General features: G+C 71.5%; 19 protein-coding genes. 6 read left to right on the forward strand and 13 right to left on the reverse strand.

What is annotated here, in order from left to right; translation table 11 throughout:
* Positions 1 to 11: 11 nt before the first annotated feature.
* Both ACFQW6_RS04565 and metH read right to left on the reverse strand, forming a co-directional pair.
* On the reverse strand, positions 12 to 1,958 hold the full coding sequence (locus ACFQW6_RS04565) for a PAS domain S-box protein (protein WP_378541742.1): 1,947 nt from the start codon (positions 1,956 to 1,958) through the stop codon (positions 12 to 14).
* 113 nt (positions 1,959 to 2,071) lie between these two features.
* A complete protein-coding gene (metH, locus tag ACFQW6_RS04570) occupies positions 2,072 to 5,848 on the reverse strand; it encodes a methionine synthase (protein WP_378541744.1) in 3,777 nt (1,258 codons plus the stop codon).
* A 143-nt stretch (positions 5,849 to 5,991) separates the two neighbouring features.
* Between metH and ACFQW6_RS04575 the strand changes: the two genes are divergently transcribed.
* Complete coding sequence (locus ACFQW6_RS04575; protein WP_378541746.1) at positions 5,992 to 6,837, forward strand: PAC2 family protein; 846 nt, start codon at positions 5,992 to 5,994, stop codon at positions 6,835 to 6,837.
* Between the two features lie 187 nt (positions 6,838 to 7,024).
* Here ACFQW6_RS04575 and mshC read toward each other — a convergent pair whose 3' ends face one another.
* The 4 genes from mshC to ACFQW6_RS04595 are packed head-to-tail and all read right to left on the reverse strand — an operon-like array spanning position 7,025 to position 10,398.
* Positions 7,025 to 8,263, reverse strand: a complete 1,239-nt coding sequence (mshC, locus tag ACFQW6_RS04580) for a cysteine--1-D-myo-inosityl 2-amino-2-deoxy-alpha-D-glucopyranoside ligase (protein WP_378541748.1) — start codon at positions 8,261 to 8,263, stop codon at positions 7,025 to 7,027.
* Between the two features lie 45 nt (positions 8,264 to 8,308).
* Positions 8,309 to 9,091, reverse strand: coding sequence for an SCO1664 family protein (locus ACFQW6_RS04585; RefSeq protein ID WP_378541750.1), 783 nt, complete (start codon positions 9,089 to 9,091; stop codon positions 8,309 to 8,311).
* On the reverse strand, positions 9,081 to 9,665 hold the full coding sequence (locus ACFQW6_RS04590) for a DUF3090 domain-containing protein (RefSeq protein ID WP_378541752.1): 585 nt from the start codon (positions 9,663 to 9,665) through the stop codon (positions 9,081 to 9,083). Before ACFQW6_RS04590 ends, ACFQW6_RS04585 begins: the two co-directional genes overlap by 11 nt.
* Before the next feature lie 10 nt (positions 9,666 to 9,675).
* A complete protein-coding gene (locus tag ACFQW6_RS04595; protein ID WP_378541753.1) occupies positions 9,676 to 10,398 on the reverse strand; it encodes a histidine phosphatase family protein in 723 nt (240 codons plus the stop codon).
* Between the two features lie 33 nt (positions 10,399 to 10,431).
* Here ACFQW6_RS04595 and corA point away from each other — a divergent pair, with 33 nt between their 5' ends.
* Positions 10,432 to 11,412 carry a magnesium/cobalt transporter CorA gene (corA, locus tag ACFQW6_RS04600; RefSeq protein WP_378541755.1) on the forward strand — a complete coding sequence of 327 codons (981 nt, stop codon included), beginning with the start codon at positions 10,432 to 10,434 and terminating at the stop codon, positions 11,410 to 11,412.
* Positions 11,403 to 12,653 (forward strand): MFS transporter, encoded by a 1,251-nt coding sequence (locus ACFQW6_RS04605; RefSeq protein WP_378541757.1) that lies wholly within the window; start codon positions 11,403 to 11,405, stop codon positions 12,651 to 12,653. The genes corA and ACFQW6_RS04605 overlap by 10 nt, the downstream gene beginning before the upstream one ends.
* Here ACFQW6_RS04605 and ACFQW6_RS04610 read toward each other — a convergent pair.
* Complete coding sequence (locus tag ACFQW6_RS04610; RefSeq protein ID WP_378542597.1) at positions 12,619 to 13,440, reverse strand: undecaprenyl-diphosphate phosphatase; 822 nt, start codon at positions 13,438 to 13,440, stop codon at positions 12,619 to 12,621. The genes ACFQW6_RS04605 and ACFQW6_RS04610 overlap by 35 nt on opposite strands.
* A gap of 67 nt (positions 13,441 to 13,507) precedes the next feature.
* Between ACFQW6_RS04610 and ACFQW6_RS04615 the strand changes: the two genes are divergently transcribed.
* Together ACFQW6_RS04615 and ACFQW6_RS04620 are read left to right on the forward strand one after the other, a co-directional pair.
* Positions 13,508 to 14,455 (forward strand): aldo/keto reductase, encoded by a 948-nt coding sequence (locus tag ACFQW6_RS04615; protein ID WP_378541759.1) that lies wholly within the window; start codon positions 13,508 to 13,510, stop codon positions 14,453 to 14,455.
* 33 nt (positions 14,456 to 14,488) lie between these two features.
* Positions 14,489 to 14,716, forward strand: coding sequence for a DUF5703 family protein (locus tag ACFQW6_RS04620; protein ID WP_179620627.1), 228 nt, complete (start codon positions 14,489 to 14,491; stop codon positions 14,714 to 14,716).
* Positions 14,717 to 14,732: 16 nt separating this feature from the next.
* Here ACFQW6_RS04620 and ACFQW6_RS04625 read toward each other — a convergent pair whose 3' ends face one another.
* From ACFQW6_RS04625 to ACFQW6_RS04645, 5 genes are read right to left on the reverse strand one after another with little or no spacing between them, the layout of a single operon-like run.
* A complete protein-coding gene (locus tag ACFQW6_RS04625) occupies positions 14,733 to 15,197 on the reverse strand; it encodes a DUF427 domain-containing protein (RefSeq protein ID WP_378541761.1) in 465 nt (154 codons plus the stop codon).
* Between the two features lie 23 nt (positions 15,198 to 15,220).
* Complete coding sequence (locus ACFQW6_RS04630) at positions 15,221 to 15,634, reverse strand: MmcQ/YjbR family DNA-binding protein (protein ID WP_378541763.1); 414 nt, start codon at positions 15,632 to 15,634, stop codon at positions 15,221 to 15,223.
* Positions 15,631 to 16,041, reverse strand: coding sequence for a hypothetical protein (locus ACFQW6_RS04635; protein WP_378541765.1), 411 nt, complete (start codon positions 16,039 to 16,041; stop codon positions 15,631 to 15,633). The genes ACFQW6_RS04630 and ACFQW6_RS04635 overlap by 4 nt, the downstream gene beginning before the upstream one ends.
* On the reverse strand, positions 16,041 to 16,703 hold the full coding sequence (gene rpe, locus ACFQW6_RS04640) for a ribulose-phosphate 3-epimerase (RefSeq protein ID WP_378541767.1): 663 nt from the start codon (positions 16,701 to 16,703) through the stop codon (positions 16,041 to 16,043). Before rpe ends, ACFQW6_RS04635 begins: the two co-directional genes overlap by 1 nt.
* 9 nt (positions 16,704 to 16,712) lie before the next feature.
* Positions 16,713 to 17,660, reverse strand: coding sequence for a lipid kinase (locus tag ACFQW6_RS04645; RefSeq protein ID WP_378541769.1), 948 nt, complete (start codon positions 17,658 to 17,660; stop codon positions 16,713 to 16,715).
* 114 nt (positions 17,661 to 17,774) lie between these two features.
* On the opposite strand from ACFQW6_RS04645, the gene ACFQW6_RS04650 reads away from it, so the two are divergent.
* Positions 17,775 to 18,257 carry a hypothetical protein gene (locus ACFQW6_RS04650; RefSeq protein WP_378541771.1) on the forward strand — a complete coding sequence of 161 codons (483 nt, stop codon included), beginning with the start codon at positions 17,775 to 17,777 and terminating at the stop codon, positions 18,255 to 18,257.
* Here the strand turns inward: ACFQW6_RS04650 and ligD are convergent.
* Entirely contained in the window at positions 18,254 to 19,228 is a 975-nt protein-coding gene (ligD, locus tag ACFQW6_RS04655; protein ID WP_378541773.1) for a non-homologous end-joining DNA ligase, read from the reverse strand. The genes ACFQW6_RS04650 and ligD overlap by 4 nt on opposite strands.
* Between the last annotated feature and the right edge of the window lie 80 nt (positions 19,229 to 19,308).

A 19,308-nucleotide genomic window follows, 5' to 3' on the forward strand; every position in this document is an offset into this window, starting at 1 on the left:
GTGACGCGGGGTCAGCCGATCGCGGCAGCCACGGGGAACCGGATGAGGAACGTCGTCGGGCTGTCCTGGGCGGGGGGCTCGTAGACGACCTCGCCGCCGTGGCCCCTCGCGATCTCCCGCACGAGGTACAGGCCCAGTCCTGTCCCGCCGGTGGCTCCGGCCGCCGCGAACCGGTCGAACAGCCGCGAGACCAGCTCGTCGGGCACGCCGTGGCCGGCGTCCGTGACCCGGAGCTCGACGTGGTCGTCACGCACGTGCGCGCCGACCGTGACGGGCGCGGCCCCGTGGCGGAGGGCGTTATCCAGCAGGTTGTCGATCGCCTGGGCGATGCGGACCTCGTCCGCCTCGAGGACGGCACGGTCGGGGACGTCGACCCCGACCTGGGCAGCGGGGCTGGCTGCCTCCCGGCGGGCGGCAGCGCCCCGGACGAGCTCCGGGAGCGACACGCTCTGTCGCCGGAACTGCATGCCCGGGCCCTGCAGCTGGGACGCAGCGGTCAGGTCGGCGGCGAGCCGGCGCAGGCGCTCCGCGCTGCTCCGGATGCCGCGGAAGAGCTGGTCGCGCTCGGCGGCCGCCATCTGGCCCTCCGACATCTGGAGGGCGTGGGCACTGCCGTCGATGACGGCGGTCGGGTTGCGGAGCTCGTGGGCCGTGACGGCGAGCAGGCGTGCCTGCTCGGCCATGGCCTCCAACCGGTGCTCGGCGTTCTGCCGCTGCTCGGTCTGGTCGCGCGTGACCTTGGCGAACCCGATGTGGCGACCCCTGTCGTCGTGGACCGGGCTGATCACGACGCTGGCCCAGAACCAGGTGCCGTCCCGGCGTACGCGCCAGCCCTCCTCGGCGAACGACCCGTCGCGCAGCGCTGCCTCCAGGTTGCGCTGCGGGTGCCCCGTCAGCTGCTGCTCCGTGGGGTAGAAGACCCGGAAGTCGCTCCCGATGATCTCTGCCGCCTCGTAGCCCTTGATCCGGCGCGCGCCTGCGTTCCAGCTCATCACCCGGCCGCGGGTGTCGAGCATGAACACGGCGTACTCCTCGACCGCGGCGACGAGCAGGCGGAACTTCTCCTCGGTGCGGTGCAGCTCGTCCTCGGCCGTCCGCTGGGCGCTGATGTCCTGCACCTGGGCGAACACGTAGAGCATCTGGCCGGCCGAGTCGCGGATCGGGACGAGCGTCACCAGGGCGGTGCGTACGTCCCTCGCCCCCGGTGGGCCGGGGATGCGGTGCTCGAACGTGGCCACTCTGTCCTGGGAGGTCCGCAGTGCCTCGAGGCGGTGGTCCAGGACGTCACCCTTCCCACCGGTCAGCTGCCCGTAGTCGACACCCACCAGGTCGCTCGGCTCGCACGACATGAGCTCGGCGAGCGCGTCGTTCGCCCGCACGATCGTGGCGTGCACGGTCAGGGTCGCCATGCCGATCGCGGCCCGGTCGAAGAGGGCCCGGAAGCCCTCGAGGTGCTCGTTGAGGATCTCCTGCTCGAGCCGCGTCGCGTCCAGACGCGGCTGACCCGCGTCGGCGGGACCGTCCTGGGGCCGGGGCGGTGGAGGGGCGACAGGATCCGGGCTCCTGTCACGCAGGCTCTGCAGGAGGCGGTCGGGGAGCTGCTCCAGCGGGATGGACTTCTCGATGAAGTCGATCGCGCCGAGCTCCCGGATCTCGGTCACGAGGTGGGTGCCTCCGAAGCCGCTGAACATCACCACGGCGGTCTCGGGTCGCACCGCGAGGATCGACGGCAGGGTCTCGAGGCCGTCCATCCTGGGCATCGAGACGTCGAGGAGCACCAGCGCGGGTTCGTGCCGGATCACGAGCGCGATGGCCTGCTCGCCGTCGGCGGCCTCGCCCTTGACGTCGAACAGCCCCGAGGCCTCGAGCCGCATGCGCACCAGTGTCCGCACGTCGACGGAGTCGTCGACGAGCACCACCGAGACCTTGCCGCCCGCAACCACCTGTCGTTCCTCCATCCGCCCACGGTCCCACGCTCGAGCGACCCGCCGCCGTGACGTGACAGGTCGTCCCTGTCGCTCGTTCCCGGCATGGCACTCTCCCATGCACGGCCGGCAGGGGACGCCCAGGCTCAGTCCTCGGGGTCGTAGCCGAGGTTGGGCGAGAGCCACCGCTCGGCCTCGGCGAGGGTCCAGCCCTTGCGCTCGGCGTAGTCGGCGACCTGGTCGCGGGCCAGTCGGCCCACCACGAAGTACTGGGACTGGGGGTGGGAGTAGTAGAACCCGCTGACCGACGCACCGGGCCACATCGCCATCGACTCGGTGAGCCTGATGCCGGTGTGCTCCTCGACGTCGAGGAGCTCCCAGAGCGTCTGCTTCTCGGTGTGCTCCGGGCAGGCGGGATAGCCCGGGGCCGGCCGGATGCCGTCGTACTGCTCCTTGATCAGCCCGACGTTGTCGAGGTGCTCGTCGGGCGCGTAGCCCCACAGCTCCTTGCGCACCCGCTCGTGGAGCCGCTCGGCGAACGCCTCGGCCAACCGGTCGCCGAGCGACTCGAGCAGGATGGCGTTGTAGTCGTCGAGGTCGGCACGGAAGGCCGCGACCCGGTCGGACAGCCCGTCGCCGGCGGTCACCGCGAAGGCACCGACGTGGTCGCGCAGGCCCGTCTCCTTGGGCGCGACGTAGTCGGCGATCGACCGGTTGGGCACGCCGTCGCGGTGCTGGCCCTGCTGACGGAGGTGGCGCAGGGTGGCGTGCACCTCGCTGCGGTCGTCGTCGAGGTAGAGCTCGACGTCGTCGCCCACCGAGCTGGCCGGGAAGAAGCCGACCACGCCGTGCGCGCGGATCCACTTCTCCTCGATCATCTGGTCGAGCATCGCCTGCGCGTCGTCGTAGAGCCTGCGGGCCGCCGGTCCGGAGCTGGGGTTGTTGAGGATGTCGGGGAACGCGCCCTTCATCTCCCAGGCGTTGAAGAACGGCTGCCAGTCGATGTAGCGACGCAGGGTCGTGAGGTCCTGGTCGCGGAAGACCCGTACGTGCTGGCTCGCCCGCACGCCGGTGAGCGGCGAGACCGCGTGGTCCTGCTGGAGGAGCATGTGGGGCTTGGGCGGGTGGTAGTCCGACCAGTCGACCGGGGTCGCGTTGGCGCGGGCCTGCTCCAGCGTCACCATCGGCCGGTCGTTCTTGGCCGAGTGGCGCGTGCGCAGGGAGTCGAAGTCGGCCTTGACGTCACCCATGAGCTTCTCGCGACCGGTCGGGCTGAGCAGCGCCGCTGCGGTGGGCACGGACCGGGACGCGTCCTTGACCCACACCACGGGGCCGTCGTACTTCTGGTCGATCTTGACCGCGGTGTGGGCGCGCGAGGTGGTGGCGCCGCCGATGAGGAGCGGGATCTCGAGGCCGAGGCGCTGCATCTCGGAGGCGAAGTTGACCATCTCGTCCAGGGACGGCGTGATGAGGCCGGACAGGCCGATGATGTCGGCGGCGTGCTCCTGGGCCGCGTCGAGGATCTTCTGGGCCGGCACCATGACGCCGAGGTCGATCACCTCGTAGTTGTTGCACTGCAGGACGACGCCGACGATGTTCTTGCCGATGTCGTGGACGTCGCCCTTCACCGTGGCCATGACGATCGTGCCGTTGGTGTCCTTCTGGGCGGCGAGCGCGGGGTCCTTGATCTTCTCCTCCTCGATGAAGGGGATCAGGTAGGCCACCGCCTTCTTCATCACGCGGGCGCTCTTCACCACCTGCGGCAGGAACATCTTGCCGGCGCCGAAGAGGTCGCCGACGACGTTCATCCCGTCCATGAGCGGACCCTCGATGACCTCGATGGGGCGCCCACCGGCCGCGGCGATCTCGGTGCGCAGCGCCTCGGTGTCGTCCTCGACGTGGGCGTCGATGCCCTTGACCAGGGCGTGGGTGATCCGCTCGCGCAGCGGGAGGGAGCGCCACTCGTGCTCGGCCTCCTCGACGGCGTCGGCGGCGACGTTGTAGCGCTCGGCGATCTCGAGCAGCCGCTCGGCGGCGTCGGCGCGGCGGTTGAGGACGACGTCCTCGATGCGTTCGCGCAGCTCGGCGTCGACCTCGTCGTAGACGACCAGCGCGCCGGCGTTGACGATGCCCATGTCGAGCCCGGCGCGGATGGCGTGGAAGAGGAAGACGGCGTGGATCGCTTCGCGGACCGGGTTGTTGCCCCGGAAGGAGAACGAGACGTTGGAGATCCCGCCGCTGACCTTGGCCCCGGGGAGGTTCTGCTTGATCCAGCGGGTGGCCTCGATGAAGTCCTCGCCGTAGGTGGCGTGCTCCTCGATGCCGGTGGCGACGGCGAAGACGTTGGGGTCGAAGATGATGTCCTCGGGCGGGAAGCCGACCTCGTCGACGAGGATGCGGTAGGCCCGCTCGCAGATGGCCTTGCGCCGATCCAGGTTGTCGGCCTGGCCGTCCTCGTCGAACGCCATCACGACGACAGCGGCGCCGTACTTGCGGCACAGCCGGGCGTGCGCGCGGAACGACTCCTCGCCCTCCTTCATGGAGATGGAGTTGACGATCGCCTTGCCCTGCACGCACTTGAGGCCGGCCTCGATGACCTCCCACTTGGAGGAGTCGACCATCACCGGCACGCGGCTGATGTCGGGCTCGGCCGCGATGAGCTTGAGGAAGCGGTCCATGGCCGCGACCCCGTCGATCATCCCCTCGTCCATGTTGACGTCGATGACCTGTGCGCCCGACTCGACCTGCTGCGCCGCCACGGCGAGGGCGGCGTCGTAGTCGCCGTCCTTGATCAGCTTGCGGAAGCGTGCGGAGCCGGTGATGTTGGTGCGCTCGCCGACGTTGACGAAGAGGCTGTCGTCGGTGATCGTCAGCGGCTCGAGACCGGAGAGCCGCATCACCGGGTCCGGGGTGACGGGCTCGCGACGGCCCTTGCCCTCGACCGCGCCGGCGATGGCCGCGATGTGGTCGGGCGTAGTGCCGCAGCACCCGCCGACGAGGTTGATGAAGCCGGCGTCGGCGAACTCCGCGAGGACCGCGGCCGTCTGGTCCGGCGTCTCGTCGTACTCCCCGAAGGCGTTGGGCAGGCCGGCGTTGGGGTAGACGCTGACGAACGAGTCGGCGAGCCGCGACAGCTCGGCGACGTAGGGGCGCATGTCCCGCGCGCCGAGCGCGCAGTTGAGACCGACGGCCAGCGGGCGGGCGTGGCGAATGGAGTCCCAGAACGCCTCGGTGACCTGGCCCGAGAGCGTACGACCGGACGCGTCGGTGATGGTGCCGGAGATGATCACCGGCCAACGGCGCCCCTGCTCCTCGAAGAGCGTCTCCACGGCGAAGATCGCCGCCTTGGCGTTGAGGGTGTCGAAGATCGTCTCGATCATCAGCAGGTCGGCGCCACCGTCGACGAGCCCCCGAGCGGCGACGAGGTAGGCGTCGGCGAGCTGGTCGAACGACACGTTGCGCGCGCCCGGGTCGTTGACGTCGGGCGAGATGGAGGCCGTCCGGGTCGTCGGGCCGAGCGCGCCGGCGACCCAGCGCGGGCGGTCCTCGCTCGCGACGGCATCGGCGGCCTGGCGGGCGAGCCTGGCCGACTCGTGGTTGAGCTCGTAGGCGAGCTCCTCGAGGCCGTAGTCGGCCAGGGACACCGCGTTGGCGTTGAACGTGTTGGTCTCGATGATGTCCGCGCCGGCTCGGAGGTATTCCTCGTGGATCGTCCGGATGATCTGCGGCTGCGTGATCGTCAGCAGGTCGTTGTTGCCGATCAGGTCGCTCGGGTGGTCGGCGAAGCGCTCACCGCGGTAGCCCGCCTCGTCGGGCCGGTCGCGCTGGATCGCGGTACCCATCGCACCGTCCAGCACCATGATCCGCTCGCTCAGGACCTCCGTCAGGGCGGCGGTGGCGTCAGGGCGGTGCTGCGGCTCCACGGATGTGGCTCCTCTCGGGCGGCGTTGCCGCCAGCCTAGGAACGTCGTCCGACAGGCGGACTGGTTTCCCACATGGTGGCACCCGGCGCGTCGGGCGGTGAAATCACGACGGACGACTGGACACGGCGCCCTAGGCTGGGCGGGTGATCGAGTTCGACGACGTGCAGGATCTGGTCTCCCCGGTGGTGATCGCCGCCTTCGAGGGCTGGAACGACGCCGCCGACGCGGCCTCGGGGCTGGTCGACCACCTCATCGAGCAGTGGAAGGCCGAGGTGATCGGCGCGATCGACCCGGAGGAGTTCTACGACTTCCAGGTCAACCGACCGATCATCGGCACCGACGTCAACGGCTACCGGCGTCTCACCTGGCCCACCACGCGGATCGCGGTCGCGCGTCCCGCCGAGCTCGAGCGCGACGTCATCCTGGTGCGCGGCATCGAGCCCAACATGAAGTGGCGCCAGTTCTGCGCCGAGCTCCTCGCCGCCTGCGACGACCTCGGCGCCGAGCTCGTGGTCACGATGGGCGCGCTCCTCGCCGACACCCCGCACACCCGCCCCATCCCCGTCACTGGCACCGCGACCGAGCCCGAGCTCGTCGACCGCCTCGTCCTCGAGCAGTCGACCTACGAGGGGCCGACCGGCATCGTCGGCGTCTTCAACGACGCCTGCACCCAGCTCGACATCCCGGCCGTCTCCTACTGGGCCGCGGTCCCCCACTACGTCGCCCAGCCGCCGTGCCCCAAGGCGACGCTCGCCCTCCTCGGCCAGCTCGAGGAGCTCCTCGAGGCCCCGATGCCCATCGGTGACCTCGCCGACGACGCCAAGGCCTGGGAACGCGGCGTGGACGAGCTCGCCGCCGAGGACGAGGACGTCGCCGACTACGTCCGCGCGCTCGAGGAGACCCGCGACACCGCCGAGCTGCCGGAGGCCTCCGGCGAGGCCATCGCCCGGGAGTTCGAGCGCTACCTCAAGCGCCGCGACACCGACTGACGTCCGCCCGCCCGCCTGGCGTCTGCTCGGGCGGTGGCTGAGGGGCATCCCCGGCCACGGGAATCCTCCTCACTCACCGCCCACCGGCGAGTCGTACGCCGACACGGCGCGCAGCGGTGAGTGAGACACGTTCTGCGGTCCCGGAACCTGCCTCACGCACCGCTCGGGCGACGAGGAGGGGCGTACGTCAGAGCGAGAGGCCGAGGGCGGCGTCGAGGAGCCGGTGGACGGTCGCCGCGGCCTCGGGGTCGGAGGTGTCAGCGAGGCCCGTGGTGCCGAGGGTCGCCTCGACCCACTCCTGGACGGCCGCGACAGCCGTCGGTGCGTCGAGGTCGTCGGCCAGCGCGGTGAGCACCCGCTCGACGAACGGGAGGGCCGGGGCACCGTTGCCGAGCGCGAGGGCGCGGCGCCAGGTGGCGAGGGTGTCGACAGCGTCCCAGAGCTGGTCGTCGGTCCACTCCCAGTCGCTGCGGTAGTGGTGGCGCAGCAGCACCAGCCGGATCGCCATCGGGTCGACCTCGCTCATCCGCAGCGCGGAGACGAAGACGAGGTTGCCCTTGGACTTCGACATCTTCTCGCCGTCGTAGGCGACCATCCCGGCGTGGGCGTAGGTGCGCGCGAACCGCTCGCCCGGATGGGCGACCTGAGCGTGGCCGGCCGACATCTCGTGGTGCGGGAAGACGAGGTCGCTGCCACCGCCCTGCACGTCGAACGCGGCCCCGAGGTGGTCGAGCGCGATCGCCGAGCACTCGACGTGCCAGCCCGGCCGGCCGGGGCCCCACGGGCTGGGCCACGCCGGCTCGCCCGGTCGCTCGGCACGCCACAGCAGGCAGTCGAGCGGGTCCTTCTTGCCCTCGCGGTCGGGGTCACCACCGCGCTCGGGGAAGATCTCGAGCATCATGTCGCGGTCCAGCCCGGACACGGCCCCGAAGGTGTCGTCGGCGGTCACCGAGAAGTAGAGGTCGTCCTCGACGCGGTAGACCGAACCGGCCTCGTCGAGTCGCTGGATCAGCGCGACCACCTGCGGGATGGACTCGACCGCCCCGGTGTAGTGCGCGGGCGGCAGGACCCGCAGGGCCTCCATGTCCTCGCGGAACAGCTGGGTCTCGCGCTGGGCGAGCTCGGACCAGTCGACGTTGACCTTGGTGGCGCGCTCCAGGAGCGGGTCGTCGACGTCCGTCACGTTCTGGACGTAGGTCACCTCGTGGCCGGCGTTGCGCCAGGCGCGGTTGAGCAGGTCGAAGCCGACGTAGGTCGCAGCGTGCCCCATGTGCGTGGCGTCGTAGGGGGTGATTCCACAGACGTACATCCGCGCCGGGCCCTCGGGCCGGGTCTCGACGAGGGCGTCGCTCGCGGTGTCGTGCACCCGCACGACGGGGCCCGTCACGGGCAGTGAGGGAACGTCGGGCGACGACCAGGCACGCATGTCGCGCAGCCTATCCGCCGGTGGTGAGGGTCCGGACGGGCGACCTCAGAAGGGTGGCCAGGGGATGACGGGGTACGACGACGAGCGCGGGCCGGGGAACGTCCCCCGTGCCAGCAGCCGGGCGACCCGACGCCTGGTGGTCTCGACCTCGTCGTCGGTGAGCATCGCGGACAACGTCGCGCCCAGCTCCCCGTCGAGCTCTGCGGAGAGCCGCCGCAGGCCGTCGGCCTCCTCGGCGCTGATCGCGTCGCCGACGAAGCCCCACAGCACGGTGCGCAGCTTGTGCTCGACGTGGAAGGTCAGTCCGTGGTCGACGCCGTGCCGGTGGCCGTCGGGCATGGGCAGGACGTGTCCGCCCTTGCGGTCGGCGTTGTTGACCACGACGTCGAAGAGCGCCATCCGGCGCAGGGGCTCACTGTCCTCGTGGACCAGTGACACCCCTTGGTCGTGGGCGTCGAGGCCGTCGAAGACGTGTCGGAACCCGTCCGGGACCTCGCCCTCGCCGACGATGTCGACGGGGGCTGCGTCCTCGACCTCGTCACGCCACAGCTGCAGCATGCCCGGGCCGTGCGGTCCGTCGCCGAGGACCGTGGGCGGAACGATGTCCCACCCCAGCGCCTCGGAGACGGCGTACGCACCGACCTCGCGGGCGGCCAGGGTGCCGTGGGGGAAGTCCCACAGCGGGCGCTCCCCCGCGATCGGCTTGTAGACGACCCGCACGCCGCCGAGCTCGCCGACGAAGGTGGCATTGGACGCCGGCAGCACGCGTCCGTGCAGGCTCAGCTCCCCGGTGGGGAAGCCGCCCGGGAGGGTGCTGTCAGGGATCACGACGCCGGAAGCCGTTGGCACGGACGCACAGGTGTCCGTCCGGGTCGATCGGCTCGCCGCAGAAGGGGCAGTCGGGCCGACCGGCGCCGATCACGGACAGCGAGCGCTCCACGAACGACCGCGCCGCGGCGGCCGTGAGCCGGACGAGGAAGATCTCCTCCGGCTCGGGCTCGAGCAGGTCCTCGAGGTCCTCCTGGAGCTGCTCGGGCGAGACGACCGCTGCCTCGGTGAAGGGGAAGACCTCGATCACGACCCGCTCGTCGGACCCGTCCCACGACAGGGTCATCGTGCCGGCGCGGAACTCCTCCTCGATCGGCTGCTCGAGGGGCTGCGTGTCGGTGAGGTCGCGGGGCGCGATCACCGGGATCATCACCTCGCCGCCGACGGCCTGCATCAGCTCGTCGAGGAGCTCGTCGATGCGCTCGGCGAGGGCCTGCACCTGCTGCTTCTCGAGGGAGACGCTGACCAGCCGGGCGCCCTCGCGCGCCTGGAGGAAGAAGGTGCGCTGGCCGGGCTCGCCAACGGTGCCGGCGACGAAGCGCTCGGGTGGGTCGAAGCGGTGCACGACGGGCATGTCACTCACCCTAGGGCGTGCCTGTCTGAGGCCCGGCGCCTCCACCCACCTCGGCGTCCGTGCGCCGGCTGCGGGACGCGCGTCGGGGCTTCCTGGGCGGGGTCAGCCAGGCGAGGTCGCCGGCGTGGGTGTTGGTGCCGATCACGAAGGGCCGCGACTCGGTGTAGCGCACGATCGACACCGACGCCGGGTCGACGTGGATGCGCTGGAAGAGGTCGAGGTGGGTGCCGAGCGCGTCGGCGAGGATCGACTTGATCACGTCTCCGTGACTGACGGCGAGCCACACGGCGTCGTCGCCGTGCTCGGCCGCCACCCGCGCGTCGTGGCGTCGTACGGCTGCCACCGCCCGGTCCTGCATCGCCCGCATCGACTCGCCGCCGGGGAAGGTGGCCGCCGACGGCTGCGCCTGGACGGTCTTCCAGAGCTTCTCCTTGGCGAGGTCCTTGAGCGCCCGCCCCTGCCACTCGCCGTAGTCGCACTCCGACAGCTGCTTGTCGCTGGCGGCCCGCAGCGACTCGGACTGCCGGGTGGTGATCTCGCGGCACGTCTCGCGGCAGCGCTCCAGGGGGCTGGTCACCGCGGCGGCGAGCCGTACGCCTGCCAGCCGCTCCCCCACCGCGACCGCCTGCTTCACCCCGGCGTCGTCGAGGTGGACGCCGGGCAGCCGGCCGGCGAGGACTCCGGTCGCGTTGGCGGACGAGCGGCCGTGTCGCACGAGGATGAGGGTGGGCATTCTCCAGACATTAGTGGGGCTAGCCTCGGCCCTGTGATCGTCGACAACGCCCTGTACCACCAGGGCAAGCGGGTCCAGCTCGGTGACGCCGACGACCAGAGCCTCGGCTGGGCGCGGGTGCCCTGCGACCCCGGGGACTTCCAGTGGATCGGGATCCACGACCCCAGCAATGACGAGCTCGAGCTGATCGCGCGCACCTTCGACCTGCACCCGCTCGCCGTCGAGGACGCCGGCGACTCCCACCAGCGCCCCAAGCTCGAGCGATACGGCGACACGCTGTTCCTGGTGCTCAAGACGCTCTGGTATGTCGACGAGGAGGACGCGGTCGAGACCGGCGAGATCAACCTGTTCGTCGGCAGGGACTTCGTGGTGACCGTGCGGCACGGCCACGGCATCGACCTCGCGACGGCACGGCGCGACCTCGAGCACCGCGCCCAGGTGCTCGAGCACGGACCGATGGCCGTCCTCTACGCCATCTGCGACCGCGTCGTCGACGAGTACGAGAAGGTCGGCCAGGAGCTCGAGGTGGACGTCGACGAGGTGGAGGAGTCGGTCTTCTCCGAGGCTCGCACCGACGACTCCAACCGCATCTACGTCCTCAAGCGCGAGATCGCCGAGGTGCGCCGGGCGGTCATGCCGCTGCGCGAGCCGATGCGGAAGTTCGCGACGGGCGTCGACGAGCGGATCACTGCCGAGACGGCGACGTACTTCCGCGACGTGGCCGACCACCTCCACCGGGTCTCGGAGGTGGTCGACAACCTCGACGGCCTGCTGTCGACGGCGTTCGACGCCCACCTCGCCCGGATCTCGGTCCAGCAGAACGAGGACATGCGCAAGATCTCGGCCGGTGCGGCGCTGATCGTGGTCCCCACGCTCATCGCCGGCGTCTACGGGATGAACTTCGACCACATGCCCGAGCTGCACTGGACCTACGGCTACCCGTTCGCGCTGCTGCTCATGGTGGGGGTGTCGGTGGGCCTGTTCGCCTGGTTCAAGAAGTCCGGGTGGCTGTGACGCGATCCGCCACTGCCGCTCCCACGGCCTGGCGGGTGGTCTGGTGGTTCGGCTTCGTGAGCCTGGCCGCCGACATGGTCTACGAGGGCGCCCGCTCGGTCTACGGCCCCGTCCTCGCCGCCCTCGGTGCGTCCGCGGTGGTCGTCGGGCTCGTCACCGGAGCCGGTGAGGCGGTCGCGCTCGTCATGCGCCTGGCGTTCGGCCCGATCGCCGACCGCACGGGCCGCTACTGGTCCCTGACGATCGTCGGCTACGGCCTCACCGCGGTCTGCGTCCCGCTGATCGCGCTGGCGCCGCGCCTCGGTGCGGCCGGGCTGGCCTTCGCCTCCACGATGATCCTGCTCGAGCGCCTCGGCAAGGCGGTCCGGTCGCCGTCGAAGTCCGCGCTGCTGGCCCACGTCGCGACCGCCGTGGGCCGTGGGCGCGGCTTCGGGGTGCACAAGGCCCTCGACCAGGTGGGCGCGTTCGCCGGACCGCTGGTGGTCGCCGGTGTCGTCGCGGTCGCGTCCCTCTGGTGGGGCATGGCCGTGCTCGCCGTGCCCGGCGCGGTGGCGATGGTCCTGCTGCTCACCCTCCGTCGCCGGGTCCCCGACCCCAGCGTGTACGACGACTCACCCGCGCCGGCGGCCCCGGAGCACCCGGTCCCGCGCCGCGGCTGGTGGGCGAACGTCGTCGGCTCGGGCCTGCCGGCCGACTTCTTCCGCTACGCCGTCGCCGCGTCGCTGACCACGGGAGCGCTGGTCACCTTCGGCATCATCGGCTACCACCTCACCGTCGACGACGTGGTGCCCGTCGCGGCCGTGCCCGTGGTGTACGCCGCGGCGATGGGTGTCGAGGCGGTCGCGGCACTCGCCGTCGGCTCGGTCTACGACCGCACCGGCCCGCGGGTGCTGCTCCTCGTGCCGGTGCTGGTGGCGCTCGTGCCGGCTCTCGCGCTCGGCTCGGCCATGGTCGCGGTCCTGGGCGGCGTCGCCGCGTGGGGCGTGGCCCAGGGCGTCCAGGACTCGACGGTCAAGGCCGTGGTCGCCGACCTGGTCGACGCGCCGCGCCGCGCGACGGCGTACGGCGTCTTCGCAGGGATCCAGGGACTCTTCGCGATCGTCGGGGGCGTCACCGCCGGGTGGCTCTACGACCGGTCGGTGCCGGCCCTCGTGGCCGTCGTCGCCGTCACCCAGGTCGTGGCGCTGGTGCTGCTGGCCGACACGTTCAGGCGGTCAGCACGCCGGCTCCGAGCAGGATGAGCGTGCCCGCGCCGAGCAGGATCCGGTAGATCACGAAGGGCGTGTAGGAGTTCGTGCTGACGTAGCGCAGCAGCCAGGCGATGGCGGCGTAGCCGACGACGAACGAGACGACCGTGGCGGTGATGGTGGGGCCCCAGCCGAAGTCGTTGTGGCCGTGCGGGATCTCCTTGAGCTCGAAGAGCCCGGCGCCGACGACCGCGGGGATCGCGAGCAGGAAGGCGAACCGGGTCGCGGCCTCGCGGTCGAAGCCGAGGAAGCGACCCATCGAGATCGTGGCGCCCGAGCGGGAGACGCCGGGGACGAGGGCCAGCGCCTGCGCGATGCCCATCAGCACCGCGTCCTTCAGGGTGAGCTTGCCCAGCGGCCGGTCGGTGCGCCCGATGCGGTCGGCGATGCCCAGCACGACGCCCATCACGATCAGGGTGGTGCCGGTGATCCACAGGTTCCGGAAGTCGCGCTCGATGACGTCCTTGAGCAGGACCCCGAGCACCACGATCGGCAGCGAGCCGATGATGATGAACCAGCCCATCCGAGCGTCGATCGTGCCGCGGTACTCGGCCTTGAAGAGCGAGCGCACCCACGTGCTGCCGATGCGCCAGATGTCCTTGCGGAAGTAGATGAGCACGGCGAGCTCGGTGCCGATCTGGATCACGGCCGTGAACGCCGCTCCCGGGTCGCCCCAGCCGAACAGCTCGGGGAAGATCCGCAGGTGCGCGCTGCTCGAGATCGGCAGGAACTCCGTCAGCCCCTGGATGACGCCGAGGACCACTGCCTTGAGGAGATCGATCACGAGGCGTGAGCCTACGGGCGCGTCCCGTGCGGTCCGCGCACGACCCGTGGCTACCCTCACCACCATGCAGCAGCGTTCCCTCGGCGCCACCGGGCTCAAGGTCTCCCGGCTCGGCCTCGGCACGATGACCTGGGGCCGCGACACCGACGAGCACGAGGCGCGCGACCAGCTCATCGCCTTCGCCGAGGCCGGGGGCACCCTGGTCGACACCGCCGCCGGCTACGGCGACGGTGCGAGCGAAGAGCTGATCGGGACGCTCATCGGCGACGTCGTCGCCCGCGACGAGGTCGTCCTCGCGACGAAGGCCGGCATCCACCGGCGTACGGGCGCGCGGGTCACCGACACCTCCCGCGGCAGCCTGCTGACCACCCTCGATGCGTCGCTGAAGCGGCTCGGGGTCGACCACGTCGACCTCTGGCAGGCCCACGTGTGGACCGACGAGACCCCGGTCGAGGAGACGCTCAGCGCCCTCGACCTCGCCGTCACCTCGGGCCGCGCGTCGTACGTCGGCGTCTCCAACTACACCGGCTGGCAGACCGCGCAGGCCGCGACCTGGCAACGGGCCGTCCCCGGGCGGGTGCCGCTGGCATCCACCCAGGTCGAGTACTCGCTCCTGAACCGCCACGTCGAGCACGAGGTCGTCCCGGCCGCGCGGGCGCTGGGTCTCGGGGTCCTTCCCTGGTCGCCCCTCGGGCGGGGCGTGCTGACCGGGAAGTACCGCACCGGCACCCCGTCGGACTCGCGCGCCGCGACCGAGCACTTCGCCGGGTTCGTGGGCGCCTACCTCGACGAGCGCGGCCGCGGGATTGTGGAGGCCGCCGTGCGCGCCGCCGACGGCCTCGGCTGGTCGCCGCTTGAGGTCTCGCTCGTGTGGGTACGTGACCGGCCCGGGGTCGCCGCCCCGATCGTCGGCGCCCGCACGGCCGCGCAGCTCAAGGGAGCGCTCGGCATCGAGGAGCTGACCCTGCCGCCGGAGATCGTCGACGCGCTCGACGACGTGTCGGCCGACTGAAGACGCACGATCCGAGGAGAGACGGGAGAGACGATGGCCAGGATCCAGCGCCGCCCACCCGGCCGCGGGGTGGAGTGGGAGTTCGAGACGCTCGTGCTGCCCAAGGACTTCTCCCGCAACGTCGTCACCCGCGTGCTCGTCGAGCGGGCCGAGCACGGTGGCTGGGAGCTCGACCGGCTCCGCATCGGCAACGACGGCAAGCGGCGCGTGGTGCTGCGCCGCAAGATCATCCGGCAGCGGCTGACCCTCTTCGCGGGCTGACCCTCTTCGCCGGCGGCTACCAGCCCGACGAGCCCGGCGCGCCCTTGAACGGTCCGGTGACCCGCGACGTGATCCAGCCGCCGTAGAAGCTGCCCGGCTGCGGTCGGACGACCTCGTCGTCGACCGTGCAGCGGTCGACCCGGCCCGGATACAGCGCAACGTGGTCGACCAGCGTCTCGAAGCCGGTCGAGGGCGTCGGGTAGGTCCACGCCACGGCCGGGAGGACCTCGTCGCCGACCACCAGGTCGTAGTAGGCCGCCTGACCCTTCCACTCGCACCAGGAGGCGCCTTGCCCGGGGCGGAGCACTCCCTCGGCGAAGTCGGCGGCCGGCAGGTAGTACGTCGGCGGGTGGCTGGTCTCCAGCACCCGCAGGCTGGCGGTGGTGTCGGCGACGACGAGCCCACCGTGGGTGACCACGACGTGCTCGCTGCTCGGGTCGACGCGCGGCGGGCGGGGGTAGTCCCACACGGACTCGGTCATGCCCCCAACCTACGGACCGGTCCCTACGGCTCGAGCTCGCGCGAGGCGAGCCAGGCGCGGCCGCGACGGTCCGACGCCTGCGCGAGCCAGGCCTCCTCGATGATCTCGACGAGCTCGTCCCGATCGATCTCCCCCACCCGAGAGGCGCGCAGCAGCACCGACGCGTGGCCGTCGAAGTGTGCCGTGGTGAAGAACGGCAGTCGCTCGTCCTGGAGCAACGCCTGCTTGTCCCCCTCGGAGGCGACCCAGATGACCACGACGTCGTCGTAGCGCTCACCCGTCTCGGGGTCCACCGCGTCGGGTCGTGGCGTCCGGAAGAACACGAACGACTTGCTGCCCACCTGGTAGACGGGGTTCTTCTCAGGTCGTACGACGGTCACGTGGGGCATCGCACGCGCCGTGGCGTGGATGTCGTCGACCGTCGCCGGGCGACTCACGACGTCTCGTCCGGGTCCGGTGAGTGGGCGCGCGCCTGGAACCGAGCGCCCGGGTGTGTGAGGAGGTACTCCTCGATCCGCTGGCGATCCGCATCGCGCTCGGCCTGCACAGGGCTCCGCGCCGTCGCCGAGGGATGGAGTTCGTAGGTGTCGAAGACGAGGAAGGGCGCCCCGTTCATCTGGGCACGCTTGATCGCGAGGAGCAGTTCTGCCGCAGCGCTGACGAAGGACCCGTGGACGGTGCCTGCCATGTCCTGCCAGTCCCGCTCGGCCATCACGATCTCGATGTGGTGCCCCTCGGCTCGGAGGCGCAGCCGCCCGGGTGTGGTCGCGTCCACCTCACCGAGGGTGTCGAGCAGAAGGAGCAGCCGTTCCCACATCCGGTCGTAGCGGTGCGCCAGCTCCATCAGCCGCTCACGGCCTCAGCCCGCTCGCGAAGCTCCTGCACCATCGCGTCGGGGTCGTCGGCGGAGTAGACGGCCGAGCCGGCGACGAAGACATCGGCCCCGGCCTCGGCGCACCGCTCGATGGTCTCCAGCGACACGCCACCGTCGACCTGGAGCCACGTCTCGACGCCGTGCTTGCGCATCAGCTCGCGGGCGGTGCGGATCTTGGGCAGGCACAGGTCGAGGAACTTCTGGCCCCCGAAGCCGGGCTCGACGGTCATGATGAGCACCGTGTCGAGCTCGGGCAGCAGCGCCTCGTAGGGCTCGATCGGCGTCGCCGGCTTGAGCGCCATCGACGCGCGGGCGCCCTGGGACCGGATCTCGCGGGCGAGCCGCACCGGTGCCTTGGCCGCCTCCGCGTGGAAGGTGACGGACCCGCACCCCGCCTCGGCGTACGCCGGCGCCCACCGGTCGGCGTCCTCGATCATCAGGTGCGCGTCGATCGGCTGGGAGGCGTGCTTGCTGAGCGCCTCGACGACGGGCAGGCCGAGAGTCAGGTTCGGCACGAAGTGGTTGTCCATGACGTCCACGTGCACCCAGTCGGCGCTGGGGATCCTGGCCACCTCGTCGGCGAGGCGCGACAGGTCGGCGTTGAGGATGCTCGGCGTGATCTGGATGCCCACGGGGCGAGCCTAGTGACTCCCGGGACCGTCGAGACGCGCGGCACGGCTCCCGGCCGGTACGACGACGTGGAGCGCGTTGCGGTCGACCTCGAACGTCGCGGTCGTGGTGGCCGCGATCTCGCCGTCGAGGTTGATGGGGAGGGGCTCGTCGGTGACCAGGCGCAGGCGCCGGGTGGTGACGTGGTGCACCCGGTCGTGGTCGACGAGGTGCCCGGTGCGGAGGAGGCGCGCGACCGAGACGTGGTCGCGCAGCCGGCCCTGCTCGACGGCGTACACGTCGAGCTGGTGGTCGTCGATGGAGGCGTCCGGCGCGACGGTGAGGCCACCGCCGTAGTGCCGCCCGTTGCCGACCGCGACCTGCATGAGGTCGTCGAGCTCGAGCGTGGTGCCGTCGTCGAGCTCGAGGCGGGCGGCGAACGGTCGGTGGGACCGGTACGCGGCCAGGGTGGCCGCCGGGTAGGCGAAGCGGCCCAGCCGCTGCTTGAGCGCCGGGGTGAGCCGCTGGGTGACCGCGACGGAGAGACCGACCGAGGCGACGTTGAGGTAGGCGCGCCCGTCGACGCGCCCGAGGTCCACGTCGACGACGTGGCCGTGGACCAGCGTGTCGACCGCGGCCGCCAGGTCGTCGGGGACGCCGAGCGTGCGGGCGAAGTCGTTGGCGGTCCCGAGGGGCAGCACGGCGAGCGCGGTGCTGGAGTGGGCGACCATCGCGGCCGCGCAGCCGATCGTGCCGTCACCTCCACCGACCACGAGCAGGTCGGGCTCGGACCCGACGGCGACCGTCAGCGCCTCGAGGAGCTCGCGCCCGCCGTGCACCGGGTGCACCGTCACGTCGTCCGACACACCGCGGACGGCAGCCTCCACGAGCGGCAGGGCTCGCGCCCCGCGGCGGGCTGCGGTGTTCACGACCACCGCGACCCGACCTGTGCGCGGCCGGGCGGACCTGTTCTGCTGCATCCCCAGACGGTACGTCGTGAGGGTGAGAGGACGATGAGGACGACCTGTGCGCGGCCTGTGGCCGCGTGGCCGAATTCACGGACAGCCGACCCCAGGTCGCACGATGATGCGCGCGTGGGTCTCTTCTCCCGGCGCCGGCGACCGGAGCAAACCGCCGGATGGCAACCGCCTGAGCGTCCGCACTGCTCCTGCGCCCGACACCTCGACGACGGGCTGCTGCAGACGGTCCTCCCCTTCACGACCGCGCTCGCGGAGGACCTCGGATTCGAGCCCGCTCCCGTCACGGTGGCTGACCTGCTGGGCTCCGGGGGCCTCTCGGTCCGCCCGGCACGCAGCGACGAGCAGGTCCCCGACGAGCCGGCGGACCTCACGTGGCACCTCGTCGCCGACGACGACGCGCGGGTCCACTACGACGACACCGACGCCGGGGCTGCGATCGACCTCGACGCCGCGCTGGCCCTGCAGCCCGGCGTCGACCGGGTGGAGTGGTACGACCGCGAGGTCTTCCTCCTCGCCGCGCCGACCCTGTGCGCCGACGGGGTCCTCGCGTGCGCGGCGCTCACGCTGCTCGACGACCGGGTCCGCTCGACCGGCTAGGTGTCCTCGGGCTCCGGCGGCGCCTCGGCGCCCTCGTCCTCGTCGCGGGCGGCCCACTCGAGCAGCGGCGCGATGTCGAACGGGTGGTCGTCGATGCCGGCGTGCAGGTCGCCGATCTCCGCGAACCGCTGAGGCATCGTGAAGATCGTGAAGTCGTCGGGCACGCAGTCGTCGACCTCGTCCCACCGGATCGGCGCGGACACGCGGGCCTCGGGCACGCCCCGGACCGAGTAGGCGGCAGCGATCGTGTGGTCGCGGGCGTTCTGGTTGTAGTCGACGAAGAGCTGCGAGGGGTCGCGGTCCTTGCGCCACCACGCCGTCGTGACCTCTCCCCCGGCCCGTCTCTCGACCTCTCGTGCGAACGCCAGCGCGCCGCGGCGTACGTCCTGGAAGCCGTGGTCGGGCGGGATCCGCACGTAGACGTGCATGCCGGACCCGCCGCTGGTCTTGGGGAACCCGACGGCACCGAGCTCGTCGAGCACCTCGTGGGCGACGTGGGCGACGCGCTGCACGGTGGCCCAGTCGCACTCCGGACCCGGGTCGAGGTCGATGCGCCACTCGTCGGGCTTCTCGGTGTCGGAGCGCCGGCTGTTCCACGGGTGGAACTCGACCGTCGACATCTGCACCGCCCAGATGACGCTCGCCAGCTCGGTCACGCACAGCTCGTCGGCGGTGCGCTTCCACCGCGGGAAGAACAGCTGGACGGTCTCGACCCACTCGGGAGCGCCGGCCGGCAGGCGCTTCTGGTGCACCTTGTCGCCCGCCAAGCCCTTGGGGAAGCGGTGCAGCATGCACGGACGCTCGAGGAGGGCGTTGACGATCCCGTCGCCGACAGCGAGGTAGTACTCGACGAGGTCGAGCTTCGTCGCACCGCCCGGCGAGCTATCGGTCGGGGGGAAGTAGACGCGGTCGGGGTTGGTGACCTTGACGACGCGGTCGTCGACCTCGATCTCGGTGAACGGCGACGCCATGTCAGGAGCCTAGTCGGAGGCGACGCAGTCGCGTCCGGCGTGGCGCACGAGGTCGAGTGGCCGCGCGCCCGAGGCACGAG

This window comes from Nocardioides sp. GCM10028917 (genome assembly GCF_042666175.1).
In the GTDB taxonomy this organism is placed as follows: domain Bacteria; phylum Actinomycetota; class Actinomycetes; order Propionibacteriales; family Nocardioidaceae; genus Nocardioides.

Excerpts from the sequence above, each read along its gene's own strand:
- ligD (WP_378541773.1), bottom strand. The coding sequence starts at position 19,228 with ATGGCGTCGCCGTTCACCGAGATCGAGGTCGACGACCGCGTCGTCAAG.
- ACFQW6_RS04565 (WP_378541742.1), bottom strand. The coding sequence starts at position 1,958 with ATGGAGGAACGACAGGTGGTTGCGGGCGGCAAGGTCTCGGTGGTGCTC.
- ACFQW6_RS04620 (WP_179620627.1), top strand. The coding sequence starts at position 14,489 with ATGGCCAGGATCCAGCGCCGCCCACCCGGCCGCGGGGTGGAGTGGGAG.
- ACFQW6_RS04590 (WP_378541752.1), bottom strand. The coding sequence starts at position 9,665 with ATGCCCGTCGTGCACCGCTTCGACCCACCCGAGCGCTTCGTCGCCGGC.
- ACFQW6_RS04595 (WP_378541753.1), bottom strand. The coding sequence starts at position 10,398 with ATGCCCACCCTCATCCTCGTGCGACACGGCCGCTCGTCCGCCAACGCG.
- mshC (WP_378541748.1), bottom strand. The coding sequence starts at position 8,263 with ATGCGTGCCTGGTCGTCGCCCGACGTTCCCTCACTGCCCGTGACGGGC.
- ACFQW6_RS04635 (WP_378541765.1), bottom strand. The coding sequence starts at position 16,041 with ATGGAGCTGGCGCACCGCTACGACCGGATGTGGGAACGGCTGCTCCTT.
- ACFQW6_RS04615 (WP_378541759.1), top strand. The coding sequence starts at position 13,508 with ATGCAGCAGCGTTCCCTCGGCGCCACCGGGCTCAAGGTCTCCCGGCTC.
- ACFQW6_RS04625 (WP_378541761.1), bottom strand. The coding sequence starts at position 15,197 with ATGACCGAGTCCGTGTGGGACTACCCCCGCCCGCCGCGCGTCGACCCG.
- ACFQW6_RS04645 (WP_378541769.1), bottom strand. The coding sequence starts at position 17,660 with ATGCAGCAGAACAGGTCCGCCCGGCCGCGCACAGGTCGGGTCGCGGTG.